Here is a 21,048-nt window from a genome sequence, read left to right on the forward strand (position 1 = left end):
AGCTATTCATTGACGTAGGTCAACAATACCGGTGGGCGTCGGGGAAACTTGATTTAGGTCAACGATGGTCATGGGGTGCAGGTCTATAAAGCCCACTTATTAAGTGTGTATATTTTTTAAACTTCAAGCTTATGGAACATAACGTCAGCCGCGCGCAACTATTAAGTGGGGATGTGAAAGGGGAGAAACAACCGTTTCGGCCTCCCTGGGCGGTTGCTGAGGTTGATTTCGTCGAAGTATGTAACGGTTGTGGTGATTGCGTCACTGCCTGCCCCGATAAGCTGATTATTGTCGGGCGCGGCAAGCTGCCCCGGATGGACTTTTCCCGGGGAGGGTGTAATTTCTGCGAGGACTGTCTGTCCGCCTGCAAGACCGGAGCGCTGGTCCAGGACCCTGAATCCGCCGAGCCTCCCTGGAAAATCAAGGCATCCATCCAGCCTGCCTGCCTCTCTCTGAATGCCGTCATCTGCAGATCCTGTGGTGAGGTATGCGACGAACGGGCCATCCGATTCAAGCTGGAGCTTGGCGGTGTAGCCAAACCACTACTGGATACTGATTTATGTACGGGCTGCGGTGCCTGTTTTACCGTCTGCCCCATCCGAGTAGTAACCCTTTGTTCAATAAACGAACCGTGCGTCCAAGCCGCATAAATTAAGGAGCGAATTACGACAATGAATATTTGCAGCGCCATTGTACATGCCAAGCCTGAAGTGGCGGGTGTCGTGCAGTCACGTTTAGAAGCATTCGAGGGAGTCGAAGTTCATGGTGGGGCCGAAGTGGGCAAGCTGATCGTTACCCTGGAAGGGGAAGGCGATGATGCATTGGCGGATACCATGGCCAAATTCAATGATGTAACCGGTGTAATCAATACGGTGATGATTTATCACTATTGCGGGGAAGAACCTGCTGATAAGGAGGTAATGAAGTGAAATTAACCAGGCGTGATTTCGTAAAGAGCAATGCGGCTGCAGCAGCGGCCGTGGCAGCGGGTGTAACACTGCCAGCCATCCAGGTGGCCAATGCCGCAACCGCCGACGGCGTGGATGCCGACGGTATTCGTTGGGATAAAATAGCCTGCCGCTTCTGCGGTACCGGCTGTTCTGTTCTGGTCGGCACCAAGGGCGGCAAGATGGTTGCCAGCCAGGGCGACCCGGACGCACCCGTAAACAAGGGTCTGAACTGTATCAAGGGGTACTTCCTGCCCAAGATCCTGTATGGAGAGGATCGTCTAACCCAGCCGTTGTTGCGCAAAAAGGGCGGGCAGTTTGCCAAAGATGGCAAGTTTGAACCGGTCTCCTGGGATGAGGCCTTCGATGTGATGGCGGAGAAATGGAAAGTCGCACTGAAGAAGGATATGGAGAAAAATGCCGGTCAGCCGGTTGATAAGATGACCTCCTCGGTCGGCATGTTCGGTTCCGGTCAGTGGACGGTATGGGAAGGTTATGCCGCATCCAAGCTGATGAAGGCCGGCTTCCGCTCCAACAACCTGGACCCCAATGCCCGCCACTGTATGGCGTCGGCGGTGGGAGCCTTTATTCGTGCCTTTGGTATTGATGAGCCCATGGGTTGCTACGATGACCTCGAGCATGCCGATGTATTCGTGCTCTGGGGTGCCAACATGGCGGAGATGCACCCGATTCTCTGGTCACGTCTGACGGATACCCGTCTGACCAAGCCGGACTGTGAAGTGCACGTGCTTTCCACCTACGAGCATCGCTGTTTTGAATTGGCCGACAACGGCATAGTGTTCCATCCACAATCGGATCTGGCAATCGCCAACTATATTGCCAACTACATTATTCAGAACAAGGCCTACAACGAAGACTTCATTGGTAAACACGTCAATTTCACCAAGACTCCAACCGATATCGGTTATGGCCTGCGCCCGGAACACCCGCTTGAGAAGGCGGCCAAGAATGCGGGTAAGGGCAAACTGGACAAGATCAGTTTTGAAGAGTATGCCGCTTCGGTCGCACCCTACACCGTAGAGAAGGCGTCGGAGATTTCCGGTGTGCCGGTGAAGAACCTGGAGCAGCTGGCCAAGGTCTATGCCGATCCCAACAAGAAGGTCTCTTCCTACTGGACCATGGGCATGAACCAGCACACCCGCGGCGTCTGGATCAACGGCCTGGTTTATAACATTCACCTGCTGATGGGTAAGATATCAGAGCCCGGCAATAGCCCGTTCTCGCTGACTGGTCAGCCTTCCGCCTGCGGTACCGCCCGTGAAGTGGGTACCTTCTGTCATCGTCTGCCGGCGGATCTGGTGGTGGCTAATCCGGCCCATCGCAAGTTCTCCGAACAGGTCTGGAAACTGCCGGAAGAGACCCTGAACGGAAAGGTCGGCTTTCACGCGGTACTGATGCATCGCATGCTGAAAGACAGCAAGTTGAATACCTTCTGGGTGATGTGTAACAACAACATGCAGGCAGCCGCCAACCTGAACGAAGAGTCCTATCCCGGCTGGCGTAATCCGGATAACTTCATCACGGTTTCCGATCCCTATCCCACGGTCTCCGCCATGGCGGCGGATCTGATTCTGCCAACCGCCATGTGGGCGGAAAAAGAGGGCGCCTACGGTAACGCGGAACGGCGCACCCAGTTCTGGCGTCAACAAGTGAAGGCGCCGGGCGAAGCCAAATCGGATCTCTGGCAGTTGATGGAGTTCTCGAAACGCTTCCAGATGGAAGAGATTTGGCCGGCTGAACTGCTGGACAAGGCACCTGAGTACAAGGGCAAAACATTGTTTGATGTGCTGTATGCCAATGGTCAGGTGAACAAGTTCGAAGTTCAGGAAGTCAAGGACAGCCAGGGTAACGTCTACGAGAACGATGAGATGGTGCACTTCGGCTTCTATCCGCAGAAGGGCCTGTTTGAAGAGTATCGGATGTTCAACTCTGCAGACAATATCATCAAGAAGGGTCATGAAATGGCACCCTTCGAGGCCTACCATCAGGCAAGGGGTCTGCGCTGGCCGGTGATTGATGGCAAGGAGACCCTGTGGCGTTTCCGTGAGGGTTATGATCCGCATGTGGCCAAGGGTGAAGGTGTCAAGTTCTATGGCAAGCCTGACGGCAGGGCCAATATCATTACCGCACCTTACGAGCCGGCCGCGGAAAGCCCGGATAAAGAGTTCGATCTCTGGCTCTGTACCGGTCGCGTACTGGAGCATTGGCACTCCGGCTCCATGACGCAGCGTGTGCCTGAACTGCATCGCGCGGTACCCGATGCCGTGGTGTTCATGCACAAGAAAGACGCCAAGGCGCGGAAGCTGCGTGATGGCCAGATGGCCAAACTGCAGACCCGTCGGGGCGAACTGCTTGCACGCGTGGAAACGCGCGGCCGTAACCGTCCTCCCGAGGGGCTGGTGTTTATCCCCTGGTTTGATGCGAGCCGTCTGGTTAACAAGTTGACCCTGGATGCAACCGATCCGCTGTCCAAAGAGACGGACTATAAGAAGTGTGCGGTGAAGATCGTCAAGGCGTAATGGGTGGTTGATGGTTCAACCGGTGAAAATCGGTTGAACCGGCAAACTGGAATGGTGAAATACCGGATCGATAGCAGAGTAGTAATGAGATGTCAGATTCAGGTAATGGTACAGGCAAAGGCATCAACCGCCGGCAGTTTTTGAGTCAAACGCTCAAGACTGCATGTGGAGTGGGCCTTATGGGTATGGGACTCGGCTTTTATGCAAAACAGGCCGAGTCACTGCCGGCGATGGCAATCAGGCCACCGGGGGCACTACCGGAAGAGGAGTTTCTGGGTGCCTGCATTCGGTGTGGCTTGTGTGTGCGGGATTGTCCGTACGACATGCTGTCGCTGGGGCAGTTGGGGGATCAGGTGGCTACTGGCACGCCTTACTTTTATGCGCGGACCGATCCGTGTGAAATGTGTGAGGATATCCCCTGTGTTGTGGCCTGCCCGACCAATGCGCTGGACCATGGATTGACCAACATAAATGACGCCAGGATGGGTCTTGCAGTGTTGGTTGATCAGGAAACCTGTATTGCCTTTCAGGGATTGCGCTGTGAAGTCTGTTTCAATATCTGTCCGATTCGGGGTAAGGCGATTTCTTTGGAGTACGAGCACAACGTGCGTTCAGGAAAGCATGCGAGGTTTTTGCCTGTCGTGCATTCCGACGCTTGTACCGGCTGTGGACTCTGTGAAAAAGCCTGCATCCTCGAAGAGGCGGCAATCAAGGTTTTCCCAACCCATCTGGCGAAGGGAGAACTGGGCAGACATTATCGACTCGGTTGGAAAGAGAAGGAGAAAGCAGGAAAGTCGCTGGTAACACCGGACGTAGAGCACAAGTACAACCTTCCTGAAGGAGTGCGCTACGACCTGCAAGGTAAGGGCCTGATAGTGGAACCCGAGGGACAACAGACAAAGCCGTTTCCCTCAAATCCGCTGGATCGGCTTAACCGTGGACTGGAGGATCAATAATGGCTGACAAGTTAGTAGCAGGTACCGATGCCATTGCCGCCAAGGGCTGGTTCAAGGCCCATCAGTGGTTGATTCTTCGTCGTGCAAGCCAGTTGTCTATATTGGTTCTGTTCCTGCTGGGCCCATTGGCAGGTTTGTGGATAGTAAAAGGTAATCTGGCAGCCAGTATGACTCTGGATGTATTGCCGCTGACTGATCCACATGTCCTGTTGCAGTCGGTGCTGTCGGGTGTGGTACCGGAGTTGTCGGCTATTGTCGGCGTTGTCATTGTGATTGCCTTCTATCTGCTGGTGGGAGGAAGGGTCTACTGCTCCTGGGTATGCCCGGTAAACATAGTGACGGACGCTGCTGCCTGGTTACGTCGAAAACTCGGTATCAAAACCACTTCACAGATGGCGAAGTCGACGCGTTACTGGATGTTGGGACTGACGTTGGTCCTGCCTATTGTAACCGGCTCGCTGGTCTGGGAGTTGTTCAATCCGGTATCAATGTTGTTCCGCGGCATTGTGTTCGGGATGGGCATGGCATGGATTCTGATTGTAGGAATCTTCCTGTTTGATCTGTTCATTGCCAAGAATGGATGGTGTGGAAGGCTCTGTCCGGTAGGCGCGTTTTACAGCCTGCTGGGTGCCGGGAGTGCAATCAGAATCGTTGCGGCTGAGAGGGAGAGCTGTAACGACTGCATGGATTGCTTTGTGGTCTGTCCGGAGAAGCAGGTAATCAAACCTGCCTTGAAAGGGGCGGACAAGGGGATTGGGCCGGTTATCCTCTCTGCCAACTGCACAAATTGTGGACGCTGTATTGATGTATGTGCAAAAGATGTATTCCAGTTTGGGACCCGTTTTAACAACCTGATGGTGAACGCATCCGGAAAACAGCGAGACGACGGAGCGCAACATTCTGTCTGATCCTGGTTGATCAAGACCGTCAAATATCCGGATATCATGATTTAGAGCTTTATGGAGATCGAGATGAAAAAAGTAATCGTAACCCTAATGGTTGCCATGGTGACACTCATGTTCACCGGGGGCGCCTTCTCTGGTGTCACCTCGCTTCGGGGTGATAAGGATCTGACTGCAGGAGCGGACGAAAATCCGATGCGTAAGCAGGTCATCACCCAGGGTGCTGTAGAGCGCAGCTACAAGATCCAGCCACCAATGATCCCGCATAAGATTGACAAGGAGACCATCAATCTTAAAACGAACACCTGCATGAAGTGCCATTCTGAAAAGACCTATGAACAGAAAAAAGCGCCAAAGGCGGGTGATTCTCACTATGTGTCACGGGACGGTAAGGTTCTGGAGACCATTTCTACCCGTCGATACTTTTGTAACCAGTGCCATGCGCCTCAGCTAAATGCTGAGCCAATTGTTAACAATCAGTTCGAAGGTGCGAAGTAGGTACTAGTTGTAGGTGTTGAGCTTACCCCCGATTCAACCAGGGTGAGTCGGGGGTTATTTGTTGATCGAAAGCAATTACCTAAATGTCCTGGGTCGGTATGATTCCGAGCAGAGATAATAAAGAAGATATGGGGTCGTAAAATGAATAAGGGTGCTAAGCGTGGCGTATTAAGTTTGTTGGTAGTCGGCATCGTGCTGGGTATTGTTCTTTGGGGTGGTTTCAACACCGCCATGGAGGCGACCAATACCGAACAGTTCTGCATCTCCTGTCATGAGATGGAAGAGAATGTTTACCAGGAATTGCAGGATACCATTCACTTTACTAACCGAACCGGGGTGCGCGCTACTTGCCCTGACTGTCACGTACCCAAGGATTGGGTGCATAAGGTGGTGCGTAAAATCAAGGCCAGTAATGAGCTCTATCACAAGTTTATGGGCACCATTGATACACCCGAAAAGTTCGAGGCCAAGCGGCTGCAACTGGCGCAGAATGTCTGGAAGGCGATGAAGGATACCGATTCCCGTGAGTGTCGAAACTGCCACAACTTTGATTCCATGGACTTCACCCGCCAGGAGAGTCGTAGTGCTGATTCCCATGATGAAGCGATTGAGAAGGGCTACACCTGTATCGATTGTCACAAGGGTATCGCGCACTCACTGCCGGAGGGTTATGACCCGGCGGAAGACATGCCTGGTGAAGGTTGATCCCGATACAGTAAGTAAATGCCTGGCATGAAATGGTCCGGGCCGATTTGAACAATAGCCTGCTGGATTTGTCCAACGGGCTATTGTTTTTTAACTGATAACAGGAAACAATTGCATTTCACACGCCGGGATGAGAAACCATGACTGCACTCATTGATCGTTTTAATCGAAAGATAGAGTATCTGCGGCTCTCAGTGACGGATCGCTGCGATTTTCGTTGTTTCTATTGTATCCCGAAGGGATTTAAAGGCTTTACCGAAGTAGAGGATCGGCTGAAGCTGGATGAGTTTATCCGGCTGATCCGGGTGTTTAGTGAAATGGGTGTCAGCAAGGTACGGCTGACGGGTGGTGAACCGCTGATCCATAAGGACATCGAGGTGATGGTTCGGGGGATTGCCGCGCTACCGGATATCGAGGACTTCTCGATGAGTACCAACGCCTCCCATCTCGCGCAACACGCCCGGATGCTCAAGGATACCGGGGTAGGGCGTATCAATGTCAGTCTTGATTCCCTGAATTCGGAAGTATTTCGTCAGATTACCCAAGGGGACCTGAACAAGGTAATCGATGGGTTGATGGAGGCGAAGCGGGTCGATCTCTACCCGATCAAGATCAATATGGTGGTGATGCGGGACCTGAATCTCCATGAAGTGGGCGATATGGTGGATTTCTGTATTAAAAACCGGTTTACCCTGAGATTCATTGAAACCATGCCGGTGGGCGCTGCCGGCCAAGAGGCCCGGGATCGCTATGTGCCGATGGACGAGGTTCGACAGATTCTGGAACAACGCTTCAAGCTGGAGCCGGCACGCATGAAGGGGGCCGGACCTGCCAAATATTTCAAGATAGTTGATAAACGCATCAAGATCGGATTTATCACCCCCATGTCTCAGCATTTCTGTGAGGATTGTAATCGGGTGCGCCTCTCGTCCGAAGGTACGCTCTATCTCTGTCTGGGACAACAGGACAAACTGGAACTGAAACCGTTATTGCGCAAGGGACTCTCTGATGATCAACTGAAGGACGAGATCCTGGCGGCGATCCAGAGAAAACCGGAGAAACACGAGTTTAATACCAATCCTGACCAGGTGGTGCGTGTCATGTCCATGACCGGCGGCTGAAAATACAGATCACCCGCGCCAATGAGTGAACCAAAGACCATTGAGTGGTTTTACGATTTCATCTCCCCTTACGCCTACCTGGCGAGTCAGACCCTGGACCGGTTTCCCGCTGACGTGCGCATTATGCGCCGGCCAATTTTATTCGCTGGCATCCTGAAACAGTGGGAGACGCGGGGGCCGGGTGAGATTGCACCCATGCGCAAATTCACTTATCGGCAGATTGCCTGGTTGGCGGAAAAAAATACCATCCCGCTTAAATTTCCGCCGCTTCACCCGTTTAATCCACTGAAGCTGTTACGCCTGAATATTGCCCTGGGGGACGATCCGTCTATTGCAGACCGCCTGTTCAGGTTTGTCTGGGCTGAAGGAAAGAGTAGTGACAACCCAGCCGATTGGGCCTCATTACTCGATGATTTGGGATTGGACAGCAAACAGGCGGCGGATTTGGTGAGCGCACCCGATGTCAAGTCCCGGCTGATCGCAAACACCCAACAGGCGATCTCTCGGGATATATTTGGTGTGCCGGGATTTATCCTTGATGAGGAAGTGTTCTGGGGTTTTGATTCCATGCCGCTCATCAACGACTATCTGCAGGACCCCGCGCTTTTCAATCGACCTGCCATGCGGCAGGCCGATGGGGTGGGTGAGGGTATCAAAAGGGGCTGATGCCGCTGTCTGTCAGTTCAGGGAAGCGTCTTCCTGAATGGTTTGACCGATATTTGCGAAAAGACACCTGTTTGAGTGTAGGGGTCGTCATCGGCCCAGGCCTTGGCCTCTTCCAGGCTGGCGAATTCAGCAATAATCAGACTTCCGCTGAAGCCCGCTGGTCCCGGGTCTTCACTATCGATTGCCGGGTGGGGGCCTGCCAATAGCAGCCGGCCTTCATTCTGTAGCTGCTTGAGTCGCTCCACGTGCTCGGGACGTGCCTGCAGGCGGGCCTCCAGGCTGTCTTCTCGATCCGTACCCATGATTGCGTAAAACACTCAACTCTCCTCCGGGGTTGTTTTCTGCTCTGGCTCGGTAATGAACTTTGCCAGATAGAAGGCTTGCAGGATGATAAACAGTATGGTCATTCCCATCATGCCAAAGAGCTTGAAGTTGACCCACGCTGCTTCGGAAAAATTGAAAGCCACGTATAGATTGACCACCCCCATGGCGACAAAGAACAGGGTCCAGGCCAGGTTGAGCCTGCTCCAGACAGGAGGAGGCAACGCAACGCTTTTGCTCATCATCCTCTCAACCAGCGGTTTGTTTCCGATGAACTGGCTGCCGAGAAACACGATGGCGAACAGCCAGTTAACCACCGTCGGCTTCCATTTGAGGAATAACGGATCCTGCAGATAGAGGGTCAGGCCACCAAACAGCAACACCAGCAGCAGCGTGACCAGGTGCATCTTCTCAACCTTGTGATGCCGGAACCAGTTAAAACCCACCTGAGCGATAGTGGCGACAATGATGACCGCTGTCGCCACGTAGAAGTCATACATTTTATAGGCGATGAAGAAAAGTATGACGGGAAACAGATCGCTGAGAAACTTCATGATTTTATAATAAGGCCCGGCCGTTGATTGTGGCAGGATAACATAAATTGCCCAGACCCCAGCAGCAGAACGGCGCTTTTCGGTCTTGCACCCGCTTGGCGGTGTTGCAGCGGTAGTGAATCAATCTGTGACTCTTTAGGTTACAATGCGCGGATGAATGTCTGCTACGATCTCCATACCCACACCACTGCCTCTGACGGAACTCTGCCTCCCTCTGTGCTGGTGGCTCGCGCCGTGGCGGCAGGCGTTGATGTGTTGGCTGTGACTGATCACGACACCACCGAAGGGTTACTGGAAGCCTCGACAGCCGCCAAAGGCAGCGGGATCTGCCTGGTCACCGGTGTGGAGATCTCGGTAACCTGGAGTGGCCAGGTGGTACACATAGTGGGGCTGGGCTTCGATCCGGAGAATAAAACCCTGCAGGCGGGGCTTGCGGAACTGCGCCGTTTCCGTGGCTGGCGTGCGGAAGAGATAGGTAGGCGGTTGGAAAAACATGGGATTTCGGGTGCTTATGAAGGAGCAAAGGGATATTCCAATGGGCACCTGATCAGCCGTACCCATTTCGCCCGGTTCCTGGTCGAGCAGGGTTACGCTCCTGATATGCGCAAGGTGTTCAAGCAGTTTCTGACTCAAGGGAAACCTGGCCATGTGGCCGGCGAATGGGCTGATCTGGGCAAGGCTGTGGGCTGGATACACGGTGCGGGTGGTGAAGCGGTCATTGCCCATCCGGCTCGATATGGCATGACCAGAACCAAGCTACGACGCCTGATTGGCGAGTTTCAGGAGGCCGGTGGTGCTGCACTGGAAGTGGTCTCTGGAAGCCATAGCAGGGATGAGGCGTTCACCATGGCGAAGCATAGTCGTGATTTCTCCCTGCGGGCTTCCGTCGGCTCGGACTATCATGGACCCGAAACGCCCTGGGCCGACCTGGGTAAGCTATCCGCGTTACCGGATAACGCGGTTCCTATCTGGCGTGGCTGGCCCGATTTAGCAGTGTCGATTCCGGCCTGATTCTCTCCCATTTACTCACCTATCTTTTTGATTCATAACTCATGGCACAGTTTTTTCAGATACATCCCGAAAATCCACAGTTGCGGCTCATACGCAGTGCGGTAGAGATCATTCGCCAGGGCGGTGTGGTGGTTTATCCCACTGATTCAAGCTACGCATTGGGTTGCCACATTGGCGACAAGGCGGCGATGGAACGGATCCGCACCATTCGTAAGCTGGACGACAAGCACAATTTCACCCTGGTCTGTCGCGATCTTTCGGAAATAGCCATCTATGCCAAAATTGAGAACCAGCACTACCGGATGTTGAAGAATCTGACGCCCGGTCCCTACACTTTTATTCACATGGCAACCAAGCAGGTCCCCCGGCGATTGCAGCACCCGAAAAGAAAGACTATCGGTATTCGTGTGCCGGATAATGCCATCGCCCAGGCACTGCTGGCAGAACTGGATGAGCCCCTGATGAGTTCTACGTTGATTCTGCCGGGTGAAGAGATGCCGCTGACCGACCCTTATGAAATGCGGGATATCCTCAGTCATCAGGTGGATCTGGTGATTGACGGCGGCTACTGCGGTTTTGAAGATACCACGGTGGTCGATATGGAAGGGGATGCACCGGTGGTGGTTCGTGCCGGAAAAGGCGATATCTCCCTGTTCGAATCCTGAGCAGATGTCAGTCGAAATGAGACGGGTATAATCGATCGATGGAAGGTTTAACTACAACGCAACAACTCGCCGTGCTGTTTCTTCCGGTGCTGTTTGCCATTACCGTACATGAAGCGGCACATGGTTGGATGGCGAAAAAACTGGGAGATCAGACTGCGAGTCTGCTGGGGCGCGTCACTCTTAATCCGCTGCGTCATATCGACCCTATCGGCACTATACTGGTGCCCCTGGCCATGTTCGCCCTCACCGGTTTTCTGTTCGGTTGGGCCAAGCCGGTACCGGTGGATGGCAGAAAACTCAGACAACCCAGGCGGGATATGGCTCTGGTGGCGATTGCCGGCCCCGGTGCAAACCTGATCATGGCAATTTTCTGGGCTGGCATGATTCACCTGGGAATAATCCTTGGCGATGATTATGCCTGGTTTGCTCTGCCCATGGTCTATATGGGCTCTGCCGGGATACTCATCAACGCCTTTCTGATGGTGTTGAACCTGATCCCGATTCTGCCGCTGGATGGGGGGCGTGTGGTCGCTTCCCTGTTGCCTCCACGTCTGGCCATGCAGTATGCGCGGCTGGAACCGTGGGGATTAATGATTGTGGTGGCCCTCTTGTTCAGCGGCTTGCTTGGCAGTGTTGTTCAACCGGGTGTGGGTCTGGTGCAGAGTTTCAGCACTTGGATAGTGGGTTTGAGCTGAACACTTTGCTAACCTGAATCGAATACCCGGCGGGGCGTGGGTATTTTTAGTTTTTATGACCGTTTTGTAATAAAAAAACATTAACTTGAGGTAAAAATCTTGAACTCTGTTCCTGCGCAACATGCCCGTATACTTTCCGGCATGCGACCGACCGGCCGTCTTCACCTGGGTCATTATCATGGTGTCTTGAAAAACTGGGTAGAACTCCAGCACGAATATGAGTGCTTCTTCTTCGTGGCCGACTGGCATGCCCTGACGACCCTCTATGACGATCCCAGTTCCATTCCCGAGAGCGTCTTGGAAATGGTGATCGACTGGCTGGCGGTAGGGGTGAACCAGGGAGAAGCGAAGATCTTTATCCAGTCCCAGGTGCCGGAGCACGCGGAACTTCATCTGCTACTCTCCATGATTACCCCGCTCGGTTGGCTCGAACGGGTGCCGACCTATAAGGACCAACAGGAGAAACTGAAGGAGAAGGACCTGGCTACCTACGGTTTTCTCGGTTACCCGCTGCTGCAGGCGGCCGATATCCTGATCTACAAGGCGGGTTTGGTGCCGGTGGGCGAAGACCAGGTGTCCCACGTTGAGTTTACCCGGGAGGTCGCCAGGCGCTTCAACCATATCTATGGCCGGGAGACGGGGTTCGAAGCGATGGCCGAGCAGGCCATTAAAAAGATGGGTAAAAAGAGTGCCAAGCTGTACAGTCGCTATCGCAAGTCCTACCAGGAGCAGGGCGATCAGGCGGCGCTTGATGCGGCTCGGGCACTGCTGGACAGTCAACAGAATATCACGGTCAATGATCGGGACCGGCTGTTTGGTTACCTGGAGGGGAGTGGTCGCGTGATTCTGCCGGAACCCCAGCCGCTGTTGACCAAGGCCTCTAAAATGCCCGGGCTGGATGGACAGAAGATGTCCAAATCCTATGGCAACACGATTGCCCTGCGGGATGATCCAGAGGTGATCGAAAAGGCGCTTCGCACCATGCCCACAGACACAAACCGGGTGCGTCGCACAGATCCGGGCGACCCGGATCGTTGCCCGGTATGGCAATTTCACCTCGTCTATTCGAATGACGGTGTCAAGACCTGGGTGCAGGAGGGGTGCCGCAGTGCCGGCATCGGTTGCGTGGAGTGCAAGCAGCCGGTTATCGATGCCGTGTTGCAAGAGCTGAAGCCGATCCAGGAGCGCGCACGGTCATTCGAGGCCCAACCGGACCTGGTTCGGTCGATCCTGGCGGAAGGGTGTGAAGCGGCGCGGGACATGGCCCAGTCCACCATGGTTGAGGTGCGCCACGCCATGAGCATGAATTATCGCTAGCCAAGGTTATTTGGATGGTTCAACGGATATGTTTCGGTGCAAATGATCGGAGTATCATGGACCACTGGATAACATTGTCGTCAGGAATATAATGCCAGATAAGGAACTGAATCTGCCGCTGCATCCCCATCCCGCACAGGAAGAGATGCCCTTTGCCGTGGTGCAGGGAGCCCCCTGGACCACAATTCCGAAGGACCTCTATATCCCGCCGGATGCGCTGGAGGTGTTCCTTGACGCCTTTGAGGGGCCGCTGGATCTGTTGCTCTACCTGATCAAGCGACAGAATCTGGATATTCTGGATATTCCGATTGCCCAGATCACCTCCCAGTACATGGAGTATGTTGATCTGATGAAAGATATCCGCCTGGAACTGGCGGCGGAATATCTGGTGATGGCGGCCATGCTGGCGGAGATCAAATCCCGCATGCTACTGCCCCGGCAGGAAGAGCTGGAAGACGAGGAGGGTGATCCGCGTGCCGAGCTGATCAGGCGATTACAGGAGTACGAACGCTACAAGCAGGCGGCCGAGGATATCGATAATCTTCCCCGAATGGGCCGTGACCTGTTTCAGGCAGAAGCCGAGGTGCCGGACCGGATCATTCAGCGGCGGCCGCCCGATGTGGACCTGCGGGAGATTCTGTTTGCCCTGAAAGAGGTCATGCACCGGGTCGATATGTTCAGTCATCACCATGTACAGATGGAGGCGCTCTCGGTGCGGGAAAAGATGTCCGGCATCCTGGAGCGTATTAATGCCGAGAGTTTCACTGAGTTCACCCAGCTGTTTGATCCCACTGAAGGCCGCCTCGGGGTGGTGGTAACCTTTCTGGCGGTATTGGAACTGATCAAGGGGGCCTTGATTGATCTCATTCAGGCAGAAAGCTTTGGTCCCATTCATGTTAAGGCGGTATCCAAGGCGGAACATTAAACCGGGATGTGATGCGAAGTTGCCTGGCAGCTTGTTATAAAAATTAACCGGGTGCCACACCCGGAGGGTAAAATCGGACGGACCGAAATATCAATGATGGATAAACTGACACAGATAGTAGAAGCAGCCTTGCTGGCCGCCGGTGGTCCGTTAACGGTTGAGCGACTGCAGGAGCTGTTCCTGGAGGACGAGCGGCCGGAGAAAAAGGATCTGCGTGAGGCAGTAGCCGCGTTGACTGAAGATTATTCCGGACGCGGTATCGAGATCGTTGAGGTGGCTGGTGGGTTTCGGATCAATGTGCGCGAGGAGTATGCACCCTGGGTGTCCCGCCTATGGGAAGAGCGTGCACCTCGTTACTCCCGGGCGTTGATGGAAACCCTGGCACTGATTGCCTATCGGCAGCCGATAACCCGGGGGGAAATTGAAGATATCCGCGGGGTCAGCGTCAGCAGCAACATAGTGAAAACCCTGCTGGAACGTGAGTGGGTCCGTGTTGTGGGGACACGAGATGTGCCTGGGAAGCCGTCACTCTATGCCACTACGCGGGAGTTCCTGAACTATTTTGGCCTGAAAAGCCTGGACGAGCTGCCAACTCTTCAGCAGATACGTGATCTGGACTCCATCAACCGGGAGCTGGAACTGGCTGAGCCGGGGAGTGAGATGGCCGGCGAGGCATCGATAGCCAATCTGGCGGAGTCTGCTGCATCAGCGTTGGGAGAAACATTCGATGACGAGAGTGCGGATGATGCCGCATTGTCAGTTGATCACCTGGCGGATGTCATCTCATTGCATACCGATGCCGCGCCTGTTGAGACAACGGACAAAAAGCCGGACTCGACCATTGATTTGAATGACGAGATCGGCGCTGAATCTGATCCAGGCGATACGTTAGAATCGCCTGCTTTGGATGAGAAAAAACATGAAGAATAAATCTCAACCTACTGATTCAGGGGAGCGTTTGCAAAAGGTATTGGCCAATGCGGGATTCGGTTCACGCCGTGAACTCGAACGTCAAATTGAGGCGGGCGAGGTGTCGGTCAACGGTAAGACGGCCAAGCTCGGGGATCGGGTTACGCCTGAAGATACCATCTATATCGGCAGGACCAAGGTGGGGGCATGGCGGCTCAAGAAACAAGAGGCCCAGATCATTATCTATAACAAGCCGGAAGGTGAACTGGTGACCCGGGATGATCCCGGTGGGCGTCCAACGGTATTTTCCCGTCTTCCGAAATTGGTCGGTAGTCGATGGATTGCAGTTGGACGACTGGATCTGAATACCAGTGGCTTGATGATCTTCACTACGGATGGCGAACTGGCCAACAAGTTAATGCATCCCTCACAGCAGATTGAGCGGGAGTATGCCGTGCGGGTCAATGGCGAGGTCACCAGCGAAAAGCTGCAGCAGTTGGTGAATGGCGTGGAACTGGATGATGGATTTGCCCGTTTCGAGGATATCGTCGAATCGGGGGGAGAGGGACGCAATCGCTGGTTTCACGTGGTGATCATGGAGGGACGCAATCGGGAGGTTCGGCGTTTGTGGGAGTCGGTCGATCTCAAGGTTAACCGCCTGAAAAGAGTACGCTTTGGCCCCCTGTTTCTGGATAGCAGTCTGGCCGTTGGGCGGCATAGAGAACTGACTGAGCAGGAGTTGAGTGATCTGCTGATGGCTACCAGTGCCGCACCGGAACCCGAGCCGAAAAAACGCGGTCGGGGCAGAAAAGGCAAAACCCCGCGGAATAAGACAGCATCCCGGCGATGAGTGCCGGCGTCGCTTCCCCCGAATGCCAATTCAACCAAGTCTACCGTAGCCTGCTGGATCACTACGGTCCACAGCACTGGTGGCCGGGCGATACGGCGTTTGAGGTGATGGTTGGCGCGATCCTGACCCAGAATACCGCCTGGCGCAATGTGGAGGCAGCGATCAATAACCTGAAGCGTGCAGACCTGCTCGCTGCCGACGGGATAATCAACTGTCCTGATGCCGAATTGGCACAACTGCTGCGACCGGCCGGTTATTTCAACATCAAGACCACGCGCCTGAAAAATCTCTGCATGCTACTGCATAACGCCGGTTTTAAGCGGCTTCAGGAGATGCCCACCAGAGAATTGCGGCAACAACTGCTGGCGGTGAACGGTGTAGGGCTGGAAACCGCGGACGCGATTCTGCTCTATGCCTTTCAACGACCGGTATTCGTAATTGATGCCTATACCCGGCGAATATTTTCAAGATTTGGACTAGTGTCCGGTAATGAAGACTATGAAGCGCTGAGAGCCCGGTTTGAGGGAGCACTTGATGCATCTGCAGCAATTTATAATGAATATCATGCCTTGATCGTGCAGCATGCAAAGCAGGCTTGCCGAGTTAAACCGGAGTGCGACCGCTGCATTCTATGCCCGGACTGTGAATACGTAACTAAATAGTATGAGTATCCTATAAAAAAACAAAAAAAATTTCGCCTAACCCCGGGGCCGATGCTAGAATTATTTTTTTTGGACAACGATGGAAACGCGCATGGCATACGATAAGATTAAAGTTCCGGCCGACGGCGACAAAATTACCGTTAATCCCGATTTCTCCCTCAGTGTTCCCAATCGCCCAATCATTCCCTATATAGAAGGCGATGGTATCGGTATCGACATCACCCCGGTGATGATTAAGGTGATCGATGCTGCGGTAGATAAGGCATATGGTGGCGAGCGCAGTATTGCCTGGATGGAGATCTTTGCCGGTGAAAAGGCCAACAATCTTTATGGTGGCGATACCTGGCTGCCGGAAGAGACCTATGAGGCTGTCAAGGAGTTCACCGTGTCCATCAAAGGACCACTGACCACACCGGTTGGCGGTGGCATGCGATCACTGAATGTGGCGTTGCGTCAGGTGCTGGATCTGTTTGTCTGTCTGCGTCCTGTCCGCTACTACGAAGGGACTCCTAGTCCGCTGAAGCGTCCCGACCTGACGGATATGGTGATCTTCCGGGAGAACTCGGAAGATATCTATGCCGGAATCGAGTGGGAAGAAGGCACCGATGATGTCAAGAAAGTGATCGATTTCCTGCAGGGTCAAATGGGCGTCACCAAGATCCGCTTCCCGGAATGCTCCGGTATCGGTATCAAGCCGGTTTCACGTGATGGCACCCGTCGCCTGGTCCGCAAAGCGTTGCAGTATGCCATCGACAACGATCGTAGCTCGGTTACCCTGGTGCACAAGGGTAATATCATGAAGTTTACCGAAGGCGCCTTTAAAAACTGGGGTTATGAAATTGCCAAGGAGGAGTTCGGCGCAGTCGAAATCGATGGAGGCCCCTGGTGCAGCTTCAAGAATCCCAAGACCGGTAATGAGATCATCGTCAAGGACTCGATCGCGGATGCCTTCCTGCAGCAGATCCTGCTGCGTCCTGCCGAGTATGATGTGATTGCGACCTTGAACCTGAACGGTGACTACATCTCTGATGCGCTGGCGGCCCAGGTGGGCGGTATCGGTATTGCACCGGGCGCCAACCTGTCCGACACCGTGGCCATGTTCGAGGCAACCCATGGCACCGCGCCAAAATATGCGGGCCTGGACAAGGTGAATCCCGGATCACTGATCCTCTCTGCCGAGATGATGTTGCGGCATATGGGTTGGGTCGAGGCGGCGGACCTGGTGGTCAAGGCGATGTCCGGAGCGATCAAGGCAAAAACCGTGACCTATGATTTCGAGCGTCTGATGGAGGGTTCCACCCTGCTAAGTTGCTCGGCATTCGGTGACGCGATGATCGCGAATATGTAACTTGTCGTTTTTGTGTTAAAAAAAGCCCGTGGCGAATAACGTCACGGGCTTTTTTGTTTCTTTCAATTTGCTGGCCTGAAGGGCAGGGCCTAACACCAGCACCACCAACGAGCGGGTGTCTGGTAAAGCGGCGCCCTTAGACCATCTGCACCACCTACCACCTGGATGAGTACAGGTGATGCAGCGTGTTATGAAAGCTTGTCAGGCTTCAGCAATAGACTGCAGATTGGCAGCGTGCAGGCCCTTGGGACCCTCTTCAAGTTCGAACTGAACTTTCTGGCCCTCTTTGAGTGTTTTATAGCCATCCATACTGATGGCTGAAAAGTGAATGAAGATGTCCTGCTCGCCTTGATCAGGCGTTACAAACCCATAACCTTTTGCGTTGTTGAACCATTTAACAGTGCCAGTTGCCATGACGCGTACTCCTCCAGTACTCCAAGTACAGACTTAATTCATCACTGCATAGGTGGCAGGGCTGTTGTTATTGAATTAATGCCCGTTGAATTATGCAGATCACGAATACAAAGCGGGTAGAAAATCCCACGGCGATCATAAATTAAATTTCTACCCCCCTCAATCTAATTAGTATAGCGATTCGGAACGGTTGGTCAAATATTAGACATTTCACGGCATAATAACAGGGTAGTTGAGATGGATTAATTTGTCTTGAAATAGGGGATAATCGGAGTCTGGGCAAGGATGATGAAGGGAATGAAAATTCCCTCTCTTGCTAACGCCCGGGATGTTTACGGAAAGTTTATTTTTACTAGAATTAGGCTATGACGGATAAAACCAATCCATATGATGATGGCGGCCTGGCGGTTGAGACTTCCAAACCGAAGCTCAAGCGGCCGCCTATGTTTAAGGTCCTGTTATTGAATGATGACTACACACCGATGGAATTTGTGGTTCTGGTGCTGGAGTCTTTTTTCAAAATGGACCGTGAAAAAGCTACCCAGATCATGCTGAATGTACATACACGTGGCGTTGGCGTTTGTGGGGTCTACACTAAGGATGTGGCGGAGACAAAAGTGGCCCAGGTTAACGAGTTTTCCCGAAGTCACCAACACCCGCTACTCTGTGCGCTGGAGGAAGCCTGATGCCCTGTGTTCGAACTGTCGGATCGGTAAGTAGTCAATAGGTTGTAGCACCCATTTCAGTCACTCTTGTTACCAGGAAGCCAAGGTCAGCCATGTTAAGTAAAGAGCTAGAATTCACCCTGAACCAGGCCTTCATGGAGGCGAGGGACAGGCATCACGAATATATGACGGTAGAGCATCTGCTGTTGGCCTTGTTGGATAACCCGACCGCCGTGAATGTCCTGCGTGCGTGCGGTGCGGACACTGAGGTATTGCGACGCGATATTGACCAGTTCATTGAGGAGACCACTCCGCTGTTGCCGGATGATACGGAACATGAGACTCAGCCGACCCTCGGCTTTCAACGGGTGCTTCAGCGCGCCGTCTACCATGTCCAGTCTTCTGGCCGGGATGAGGTGACCGGCGCCAATGTCCTGGTCGCCATTTTCAGTGAGCAGGAGTCACAGGCGGTTTTCTTTCTGCATCAGCAGGATATAGCGCGCCTTGATGTGGTTAACTATATCTCCCACGGTATCTCCAAGGTGCATGGGGAGTCTGAGCAGCGGGATGAAATCAGTCGGAGCAGTGAAGAGATTGAAGTGGATTCACCTTCCTCCAATCCACTGGATAACTTTTCCACCAATCTGAACGAGCAGGCACGGCAGGGCAAGATTGACCCATTGATTGGTCGTGGCCATGAGATCGAGCGCACCGTTCAGATTCTTTGCCGGCGCAGGAAAAACAATCCACTGCTGGTGGGTGAGGCCGGTGTCGGTAAAACGGCTATTGCCGAAGGACTGGCGAAGAAGATTGTTGACAAGGAGGTGCCGGAGATCCTGGCAAAATGCACCATCTACTCCCTTGATCTGGGCAGTCTGGTTGCAGGCACCAAGTATCGTGGAGACTTCGAAAAGCGACTTAAGGCGGTTTTGGCACAGCTCAAGAAGGAGCCGGATACCATACTCTTTATCGATGAAATCCATACGGTTATTGGTGCCGGTGCGGCATCCGGCGGGGTCATGGATGCCTCAAATCTGATCAAGCCGGTACTGGCTTCGGGTGAGCTTCGTTGCATTGGTTCGACAACTTATCAGGAGTTTCGCGGCATCTTTGAGAAAGACCGGGCACTGGCCCGCCGCTTCCAGAAGATCGATGTAGAGGAGCCATCCGTTGAAGAGACCATTGAAATCCTGAGGGGATTAAAGAGCCGATTCGAGGAGCATCATCACGTCAGCTACTCCAATGAGGCCTTGCGGACGGCTGCGGAGCTTGCGGAGCGTTATATCAATGACCGACATCTTCCGGATAAGGCGATTGATGTGATTGACGAGGCAGGCGCCAGTGTACAGTTACAGGATGCCGGCAATCGTAAACAGTCCATCGAGGTGGAGGACATCGAGAATATTGTCGCCAAAATGGCGCGCATACCGCCAAAGAGTGTCTCGGTGTCTGACGTCGAGGCGCTGAAAAACCTGGATCGTGATCTCAAGATGGTGGTGTATGGCCAGGACGAGGCGATTTCTACCCTGACCGCGGCCATTCGTATGAGCCGTTCGGGGCTTGGAACTGAACAAAAACCGGTGGGGTCTTTCCTGTTTGCCGGACCGACCGGCGTGGGTAAAACCGAGGTTACCCGACAACTGGCGCGAATTCTGGGTATTGAGCTGATTCGCTTCGATATGTCCGAGTACATGGAGCGGCACACGGTTTCCCGTCTGATCGGCGCACCTCCCGGGTATGTCGGTTTTGATCAGGGAGGGCTGTTGACCGAGGAGATTAGTAAACATCCGCATTCCGTGCTGTTGCTGGATGAGGTCGAGAAGGCACATCCGGATGTATTTAATCTGCTTCTGCAGGTGATGGACCACGGCACACTCACCGACAACAACGGTCGCAAGGCTGACTTCAGGAATGTGGTTATTGTTATGACCACGAATGCCGGCGCCGGTGAGATGGCCAGGGCTTCAATCGGCTTTACCTCCCAGGATCACACCAGTGATGGTATGGAGTCGATCAAGAAAATGTTCTCACCCGAATTCCGCAACCGGCTGGACGCAATCATCCAGTTCAAGTCATTGCCGCTGGACGTGATCAGCAATGTGGTGGACAAGTTTATCTTCGAGCTCGAAGGTCAACTGGAAGAGAAGCATGTGACTCTGACGCTGGATGATGAGGCCAAGGCCTGGCTGGCAACACACGGCTATGATTCAACCATGGGTGCCCGCCCGATGGCGCGCCTGATCCAGGAGAAGATCAAGAAGCCAATGGCAGAAGAGCTGCTGTTTGGCTCCTTGTCGGAAGGCGGTCACATCAGAGTGACGGTAGTCGAAGGAGAGCTTACGCTGGAGATGGAGGGCTGCGCCATACATTGACCCAG

Annotated in this window: 22 protein-coding genes and 1 pseudogene; 20 read left to right on the forward strand and 3 right to left on the reverse strand. The window is 53.6% G+C overall.

What is annotated here, in order from left to right; translation table 11 throughout:
• Nucleotides 1-131 precede the first annotated feature (131 nt).
• The 9 genes from napF (at nucleotide 132) to A3GO_RS0116500 (ending at nucleotide 8,335) form a co-directional block, all read left to right on the forward strand.
• Nucleotides 132-650: a ferredoxin-type protein NapF gene (gene napF / locus A3GO_RS26890; protein WP_084610174.1), complete on the forward strand. Its 519-nt coding sequence runs from the start codon at nucleotides 132-134 to the stop codon at nucleotides 648-650.
• A gap of 21 nt (nucleotides 651-671) precedes the next feature.
• Nucleotides 672-929: a chaperone NapD gene (locus A3GO_RS0116465; RefSeq protein ID WP_029134336.1), complete on the forward strand. Its 258-nt coding sequence runs from the start codon at nucleotides 672-674 to the stop codon at nucleotides 927-929.
• Nucleotides 926-3,487, forward strand: coding sequence for a nitrate reductase catalytic subunit NapA (gene napA, locus A3GO_RS0116470; protein WP_029134337.1), 2,562 nt, complete (start codon nucleotides 926-928; stop codon nucleotides 3,485-3,487). The genes A3GO_RS0116465 and napA overlap by 4 nt, the downstream gene beginning before the upstream one ends.
• Before the next feature lie 89 nt (nucleotides 3,488-3,576).
• The gene (napG, locus tag A3GO_RS24200; protein ID WP_029134338.1) at nucleotides 3,577-4,443 is read left to right on the forward strand and encodes a ferredoxin-type protein NapG; all 867 of its coding nucleotides are present in this window, start codon (nucleotides 3,577-3,579) and stop codon (nucleotides 4,441-4,443) included.
• A complete protein-coding gene (napH, locus tag A3GO_RS24205) occupies nucleotides 4,443-5,351 on the forward strand; it encodes a quinol dehydrogenase ferredoxin subunit NapH (RefSeq protein WP_051302476.1) in 909 nt (302 codons plus the stop codon). Before napG ends, napH begins: the two co-directional genes overlap by 1 nt.
• A 63-nt stretch (nucleotides 5,352-5,414) precedes the next feature.
• Nucleotides 5,415-5,843: a nitrate reductase cytochrome c-type subunit gene (locus A3GO_RS0116485; RefSeq protein ID WP_029134339.1), complete on the forward strand. Its 429-nt coding sequence runs from the start codon at nucleotides 5,415-5,417 to the stop codon at nucleotides 5,841-5,843.
• A 141-nt stretch (nucleotides 5,844-5,984) separates the two neighbouring features.
• Nucleotides 5,985-6,548, forward strand: a complete 564-nt coding sequence (locus A3GO_RS0116490) for a NapC/NirT family cytochrome c (RefSeq protein ID WP_029134340.1) — start codon at nucleotides 5,985-5,987, stop codon at nucleotides 6,546-6,548.
• Between the two features lie 140 nt (nucleotides 6,549-6,688).
• Nucleotides 6,689-7,669: a GTP 3',8-cyclase MoaA gene (gene moaA / locus A3GO_RS0116495; protein ID WP_029134341.1), complete on the forward strand. Its 981-nt coding sequence runs from the start codon at nucleotides 6,689-6,691 to the stop codon at nucleotides 7,667-7,669.
• Between the two features lie 21 nt (nucleotides 7,670-7,690).
• A complete protein-coding gene (locus A3GO_RS0116500; RefSeq protein WP_029134342.1) occupies nucleotides 7,691-8,335 on the forward strand; it encodes a 2-hydroxychromene-2-carboxylate isomerase in 645 nt (214 codons plus the stop codon).
• Nucleotides 8,336-8,352: 17 nt separating this feature from the next.
• On the opposite strand, the gene A3GO_RS0116505 is transcribed toward A3GO_RS0116500, so the two are convergent.
• Nucleotides 8,353-8,652: a YciI family protein gene (locus A3GO_RS0116505; RefSeq protein ID WP_029134343.1), complete on the reverse strand. Its 300-nt coding sequence runs from the start codon at nucleotides 8,650-8,652 to the stop codon at nucleotides 8,353-8,355.
• Complete coding sequence (locus tag A3GO_RS0116510) at nucleotides 8,653-9,210, reverse strand: septation protein A (protein ID WP_029134344.1); 558 nt, start codon at nucleotides 9,208-9,210, stop codon at nucleotides 8,653-8,655.
• A 153-nt stretch (nucleotides 9,211-9,363) separates the two neighbouring features.
• Here A3GO_RS0116510 and A3GO_RS0116515 point away from each other — a divergent pair, with 153 nt between their 5' ends.
• From A3GO_RS0116515 to icd, 9 genes and pseudogenes are all read left to right on the forward strand, one after another.
• Entirely contained in the window at nucleotides 9,364-10,221 is an 858-nt protein-coding gene (locus A3GO_RS0116515; RefSeq protein WP_029134345.1) for a PHP domain-containing protein, read from the forward strand.
• A gap of 41 nt (nucleotides 10,222-10,262) precedes the next feature.
• Nucleotides 10,263-10,886 carry an L-threonylcarbamoyladenylate synthase gene (locus A3GO_RS0116520; protein ID WP_029134346.1) on the forward strand — a complete coding sequence of 208 codons (624 nt, stop codon included), beginning with the start codon at nucleotides 10,263-10,265 and terminating at the stop codon, nucleotides 10,884-10,886.
• 38 nt (nucleotides 10,887-10,924) lie between these two features.
• A complete protein-coding gene (locus tag A3GO_RS0116525; RefSeq protein ID WP_029134347.1) occupies nucleotides 10,925-11,581 on the forward strand; it encodes a site-2 protease family protein in 657 nt (218 codons plus the stop codon).
• Between the two features lie 99 nt (nucleotides 11,582-11,680).
• Complete coding sequence (locus A3GO_RS0116530; RefSeq protein ID WP_029134348.1) at nucleotides 11,681-12,898, forward strand: tryptophan--tRNA ligase; 1,218 nt, start codon at nucleotides 11,681-11,683, stop codon at nucleotides 12,896-12,898.
• A gap of 91 nt (nucleotides 12,899-12,989) precedes the next feature.
• Nucleotides 12,990-13,823 carry a segregation and condensation protein A gene (locus A3GO_RS0116535; RefSeq protein ID WP_051302478.1) on the forward strand — a complete coding sequence of 278 codons (834 nt, stop codon included), beginning with the start codon at nucleotides 12,990-12,992 and terminating at the stop codon, nucleotides 13,821-13,823.
• Nucleotides 13,824-13,916: 93 nt separating this feature from the next.
• Nucleotides 13,917-14,531: pseudogene (gene scpB / locus A3GO_RS24210) on the forward strand (SMC-Scp complex subunit ScpB); the annotation flags it as partial.
• A gap of 211 nt (nucleotides 14,532-14,742) precedes the next feature.
• Nucleotides 14,743-15,582 (forward strand): 23S rRNA pseudouridine(2605) synthase RluB, encoded by an 840-nt coding sequence (rluB, locus tag A3GO_RS0116545; RefSeq protein ID WP_029134350.1) that lies wholly within the window; start codon nucleotides 14,743-14,745, stop codon nucleotides 15,580-15,582.
• Complete coding sequence (locus tag A3GO_RS0116550; protein WP_029134351.1) at nucleotides 15,579-16,244, forward strand: endonuclease III domain-containing protein; 666 nt, start codon at nucleotides 15,579-15,581, stop codon at nucleotides 16,242-16,244. Before rluB ends, A3GO_RS0116550 begins: the two co-directional genes overlap by 4 nt.
• Nucleotides 16,245-16,335: 91 nt before the next feature.
• Nucleotides 16,336-17,592, forward strand: coding sequence for an NADP-dependent isocitrate dehydrogenase (gene icd / locus A3GO_RS0116555; protein ID WP_029134352.1), 1,257 nt, complete (start codon nucleotides 16,336-16,338; stop codon nucleotides 17,590-17,592).
• A 201-nt stretch (nucleotides 17,593-17,793) separates the two neighbouring features.
• Here icd and cspD read toward each other — a convergent pair whose 3' ends face one another.
• A complete protein-coding gene (gene cspD / locus A3GO_RS0116560; protein WP_029134353.1) occupies nucleotides 17,794-18,006 on the reverse strand; it encodes a cold shock domain-containing protein CspD in 213 nt (70 codons plus the stop codon).
• 365 nt (nucleotides 18,007-18,371) lie between these two features.
• On the opposite strand from cspD, the gene clpS reads away from it, so the two are divergent.
• Nucleotides 18,372-18,692, forward strand: a complete 321-nt coding sequence (gene clpS / locus A3GO_RS0116565) for an ATP-dependent Clp protease adapter ClpS (protein ID WP_029134354.1) — start codon at nucleotides 18,372-18,374, stop codon at nucleotides 18,690-18,692.
• Nucleotides 18,693-18,784: 92 nt separating this feature from the next.
• Nucleotides 18,785-21,043: an ATP-dependent Clp protease ATP-binding subunit ClpA gene (clpA, locus tag A3GO_RS0116570; RefSeq protein ID WP_029134355.1), complete on the forward strand. Its 2,259-nt coding sequence runs from the start codon at nucleotides 18,785-18,787 to the stop codon at nucleotides 21,041-21,043.
• The last annotated feature ends 5 nt before the right edge of the window (nucleotides 21,044-21,048 follow it).

The organism is Sedimenticola selenatireducens DSM 17993, assembly GCF_000428045.1.
Taxonomy (GTDB): Bacteria; Pseudomonadota; Gammaproteobacteria; order Chromatiales; family Chromatiaceae; genus Sedimenticola; species Sedimenticola selenatireducens.

Bases quoted from the DNA above. Each gene is read 5' to 3' on its own strand.
- A3GO_RS0116500 (WP_029134342.1), top strand. From the start codon at position 7,691: ATGAGTGAACCAAAGACCATTGAGTGGTTTTACGATTTCATCTCCCCT.
- clpA (WP_029134355.1), top strand. From the start codon at position 18,785: ATGTTAAGTAAAGAGCTAGAATTCACCCTGAACCAGGCCTTCATGGAG.
- cspD (WP_029134353.1), bottom strand. From the start codon at position 18,006: ATGGCAACTGGCACTGTTAAATGGTTCAACAACGCAAAAGGTTATGGG.
- napG (WP_029134338.1), top strand. From the start codon at position 3,577: ATGTCAGATTCAGGTAATGGTACAGGCAAAGGCATCAACCGCCGGCAG.
- A3GO_RS0116520 (WP_029134346.1), top strand. From the start codon at position 10,263: ATGGCACAGTTTTTTCAGATACATCCCGAAAATCCACAGTTGCGGCTC.
- moaA (WP_029134341.1), top strand. From the start codon at position 6,689: ATGACTGCACTCATTGATCGTTTTAATCGAAAGATAGAGTATCTGCGG.
- napH (WP_051302476.1), top strand. From the start codon at position 4,443: ATGGCTGACAAGTTAGTAGCAGGTACCGATGCCATTGCCGCCAAGGGC.
- A3GO_RS0116515 (WP_029134345.1), top strand. From the start codon at position 9,364: ATGAATGTCTGCTACGATCTCCATACCCACACCACTGCCTCTGACGGA.
- A3GO_RS0116490 (WP_029134340.1), top strand. From the start codon at position 5,985: ATGAATAAGGGTGCTAAGCGTGGCGTATTAAGTTTGTTGGTAGTCGGC.
- A3GO_RS0116525 (WP_029134347.1), top strand. From the start codon at position 10,925: ATGGAAGGTTTAACTACAACGCAACAACTCGCCGTGCTGTTTCTTCCG.
- napF (WP_084610174.1), top strand. From the start codon at position 132: ATGGAACATAACGTCAGCCGCGCGCAACTATTAAGTGGGGATGTGAAA.
- A3GO_RS0116465 (WP_029134336.1), top strand. From the start codon at position 672: ATGAATATTTGCAGCGCCATTGTACATGCCAAGCCTGAAGTGGCGGGT.
- icd (WP_029134352.1), top strand. From the start codon at position 16,336: ATGGCATACGATAAGATTAAAGTTCCGGCCGACGGCGACAAAATTACC.
- A3GO_RS0116550 (WP_029134351.1), top strand. From the start codon at position 15,579: ATGAGTGCCGGCGTCGCTTCCCCCGAATGCCAATTCAACCAAGTCTAC.
- A3GO_RS0116535 (WP_051302478.1), top strand. From the start codon at position 12,990: ATGCCAGATAAGGAACTGAATCTGCCGCTGCATCCCCATCCCGCACAG.
- clpS (WP_029134354.1), top strand. From the start codon at position 18,372: ATGACGGATAAAACCAATCCATATGATGATGGCGGCCTGGCGGTTGAG.
- A3GO_RS0116485 (WP_029134339.1), top strand. From the start codon at position 5,415: ATGAAAAAAGTAATCGTAACCCTAATGGTTGCCATGGTGACACTCATG.
- rluB (WP_029134350.1), top strand. From the start codon at position 14,743: ATGAAGAATAAATCTCAACCTACTGATTCAGGGGAGCGTTTGCAAAAG.
- A3GO_RS0116510 (WP_029134344.1), bottom strand. From the start codon at position 9,210: ATGAAGTTTCTCAGCGATCTGTTTCCCGTCATACTTTTCTTCATCGCC.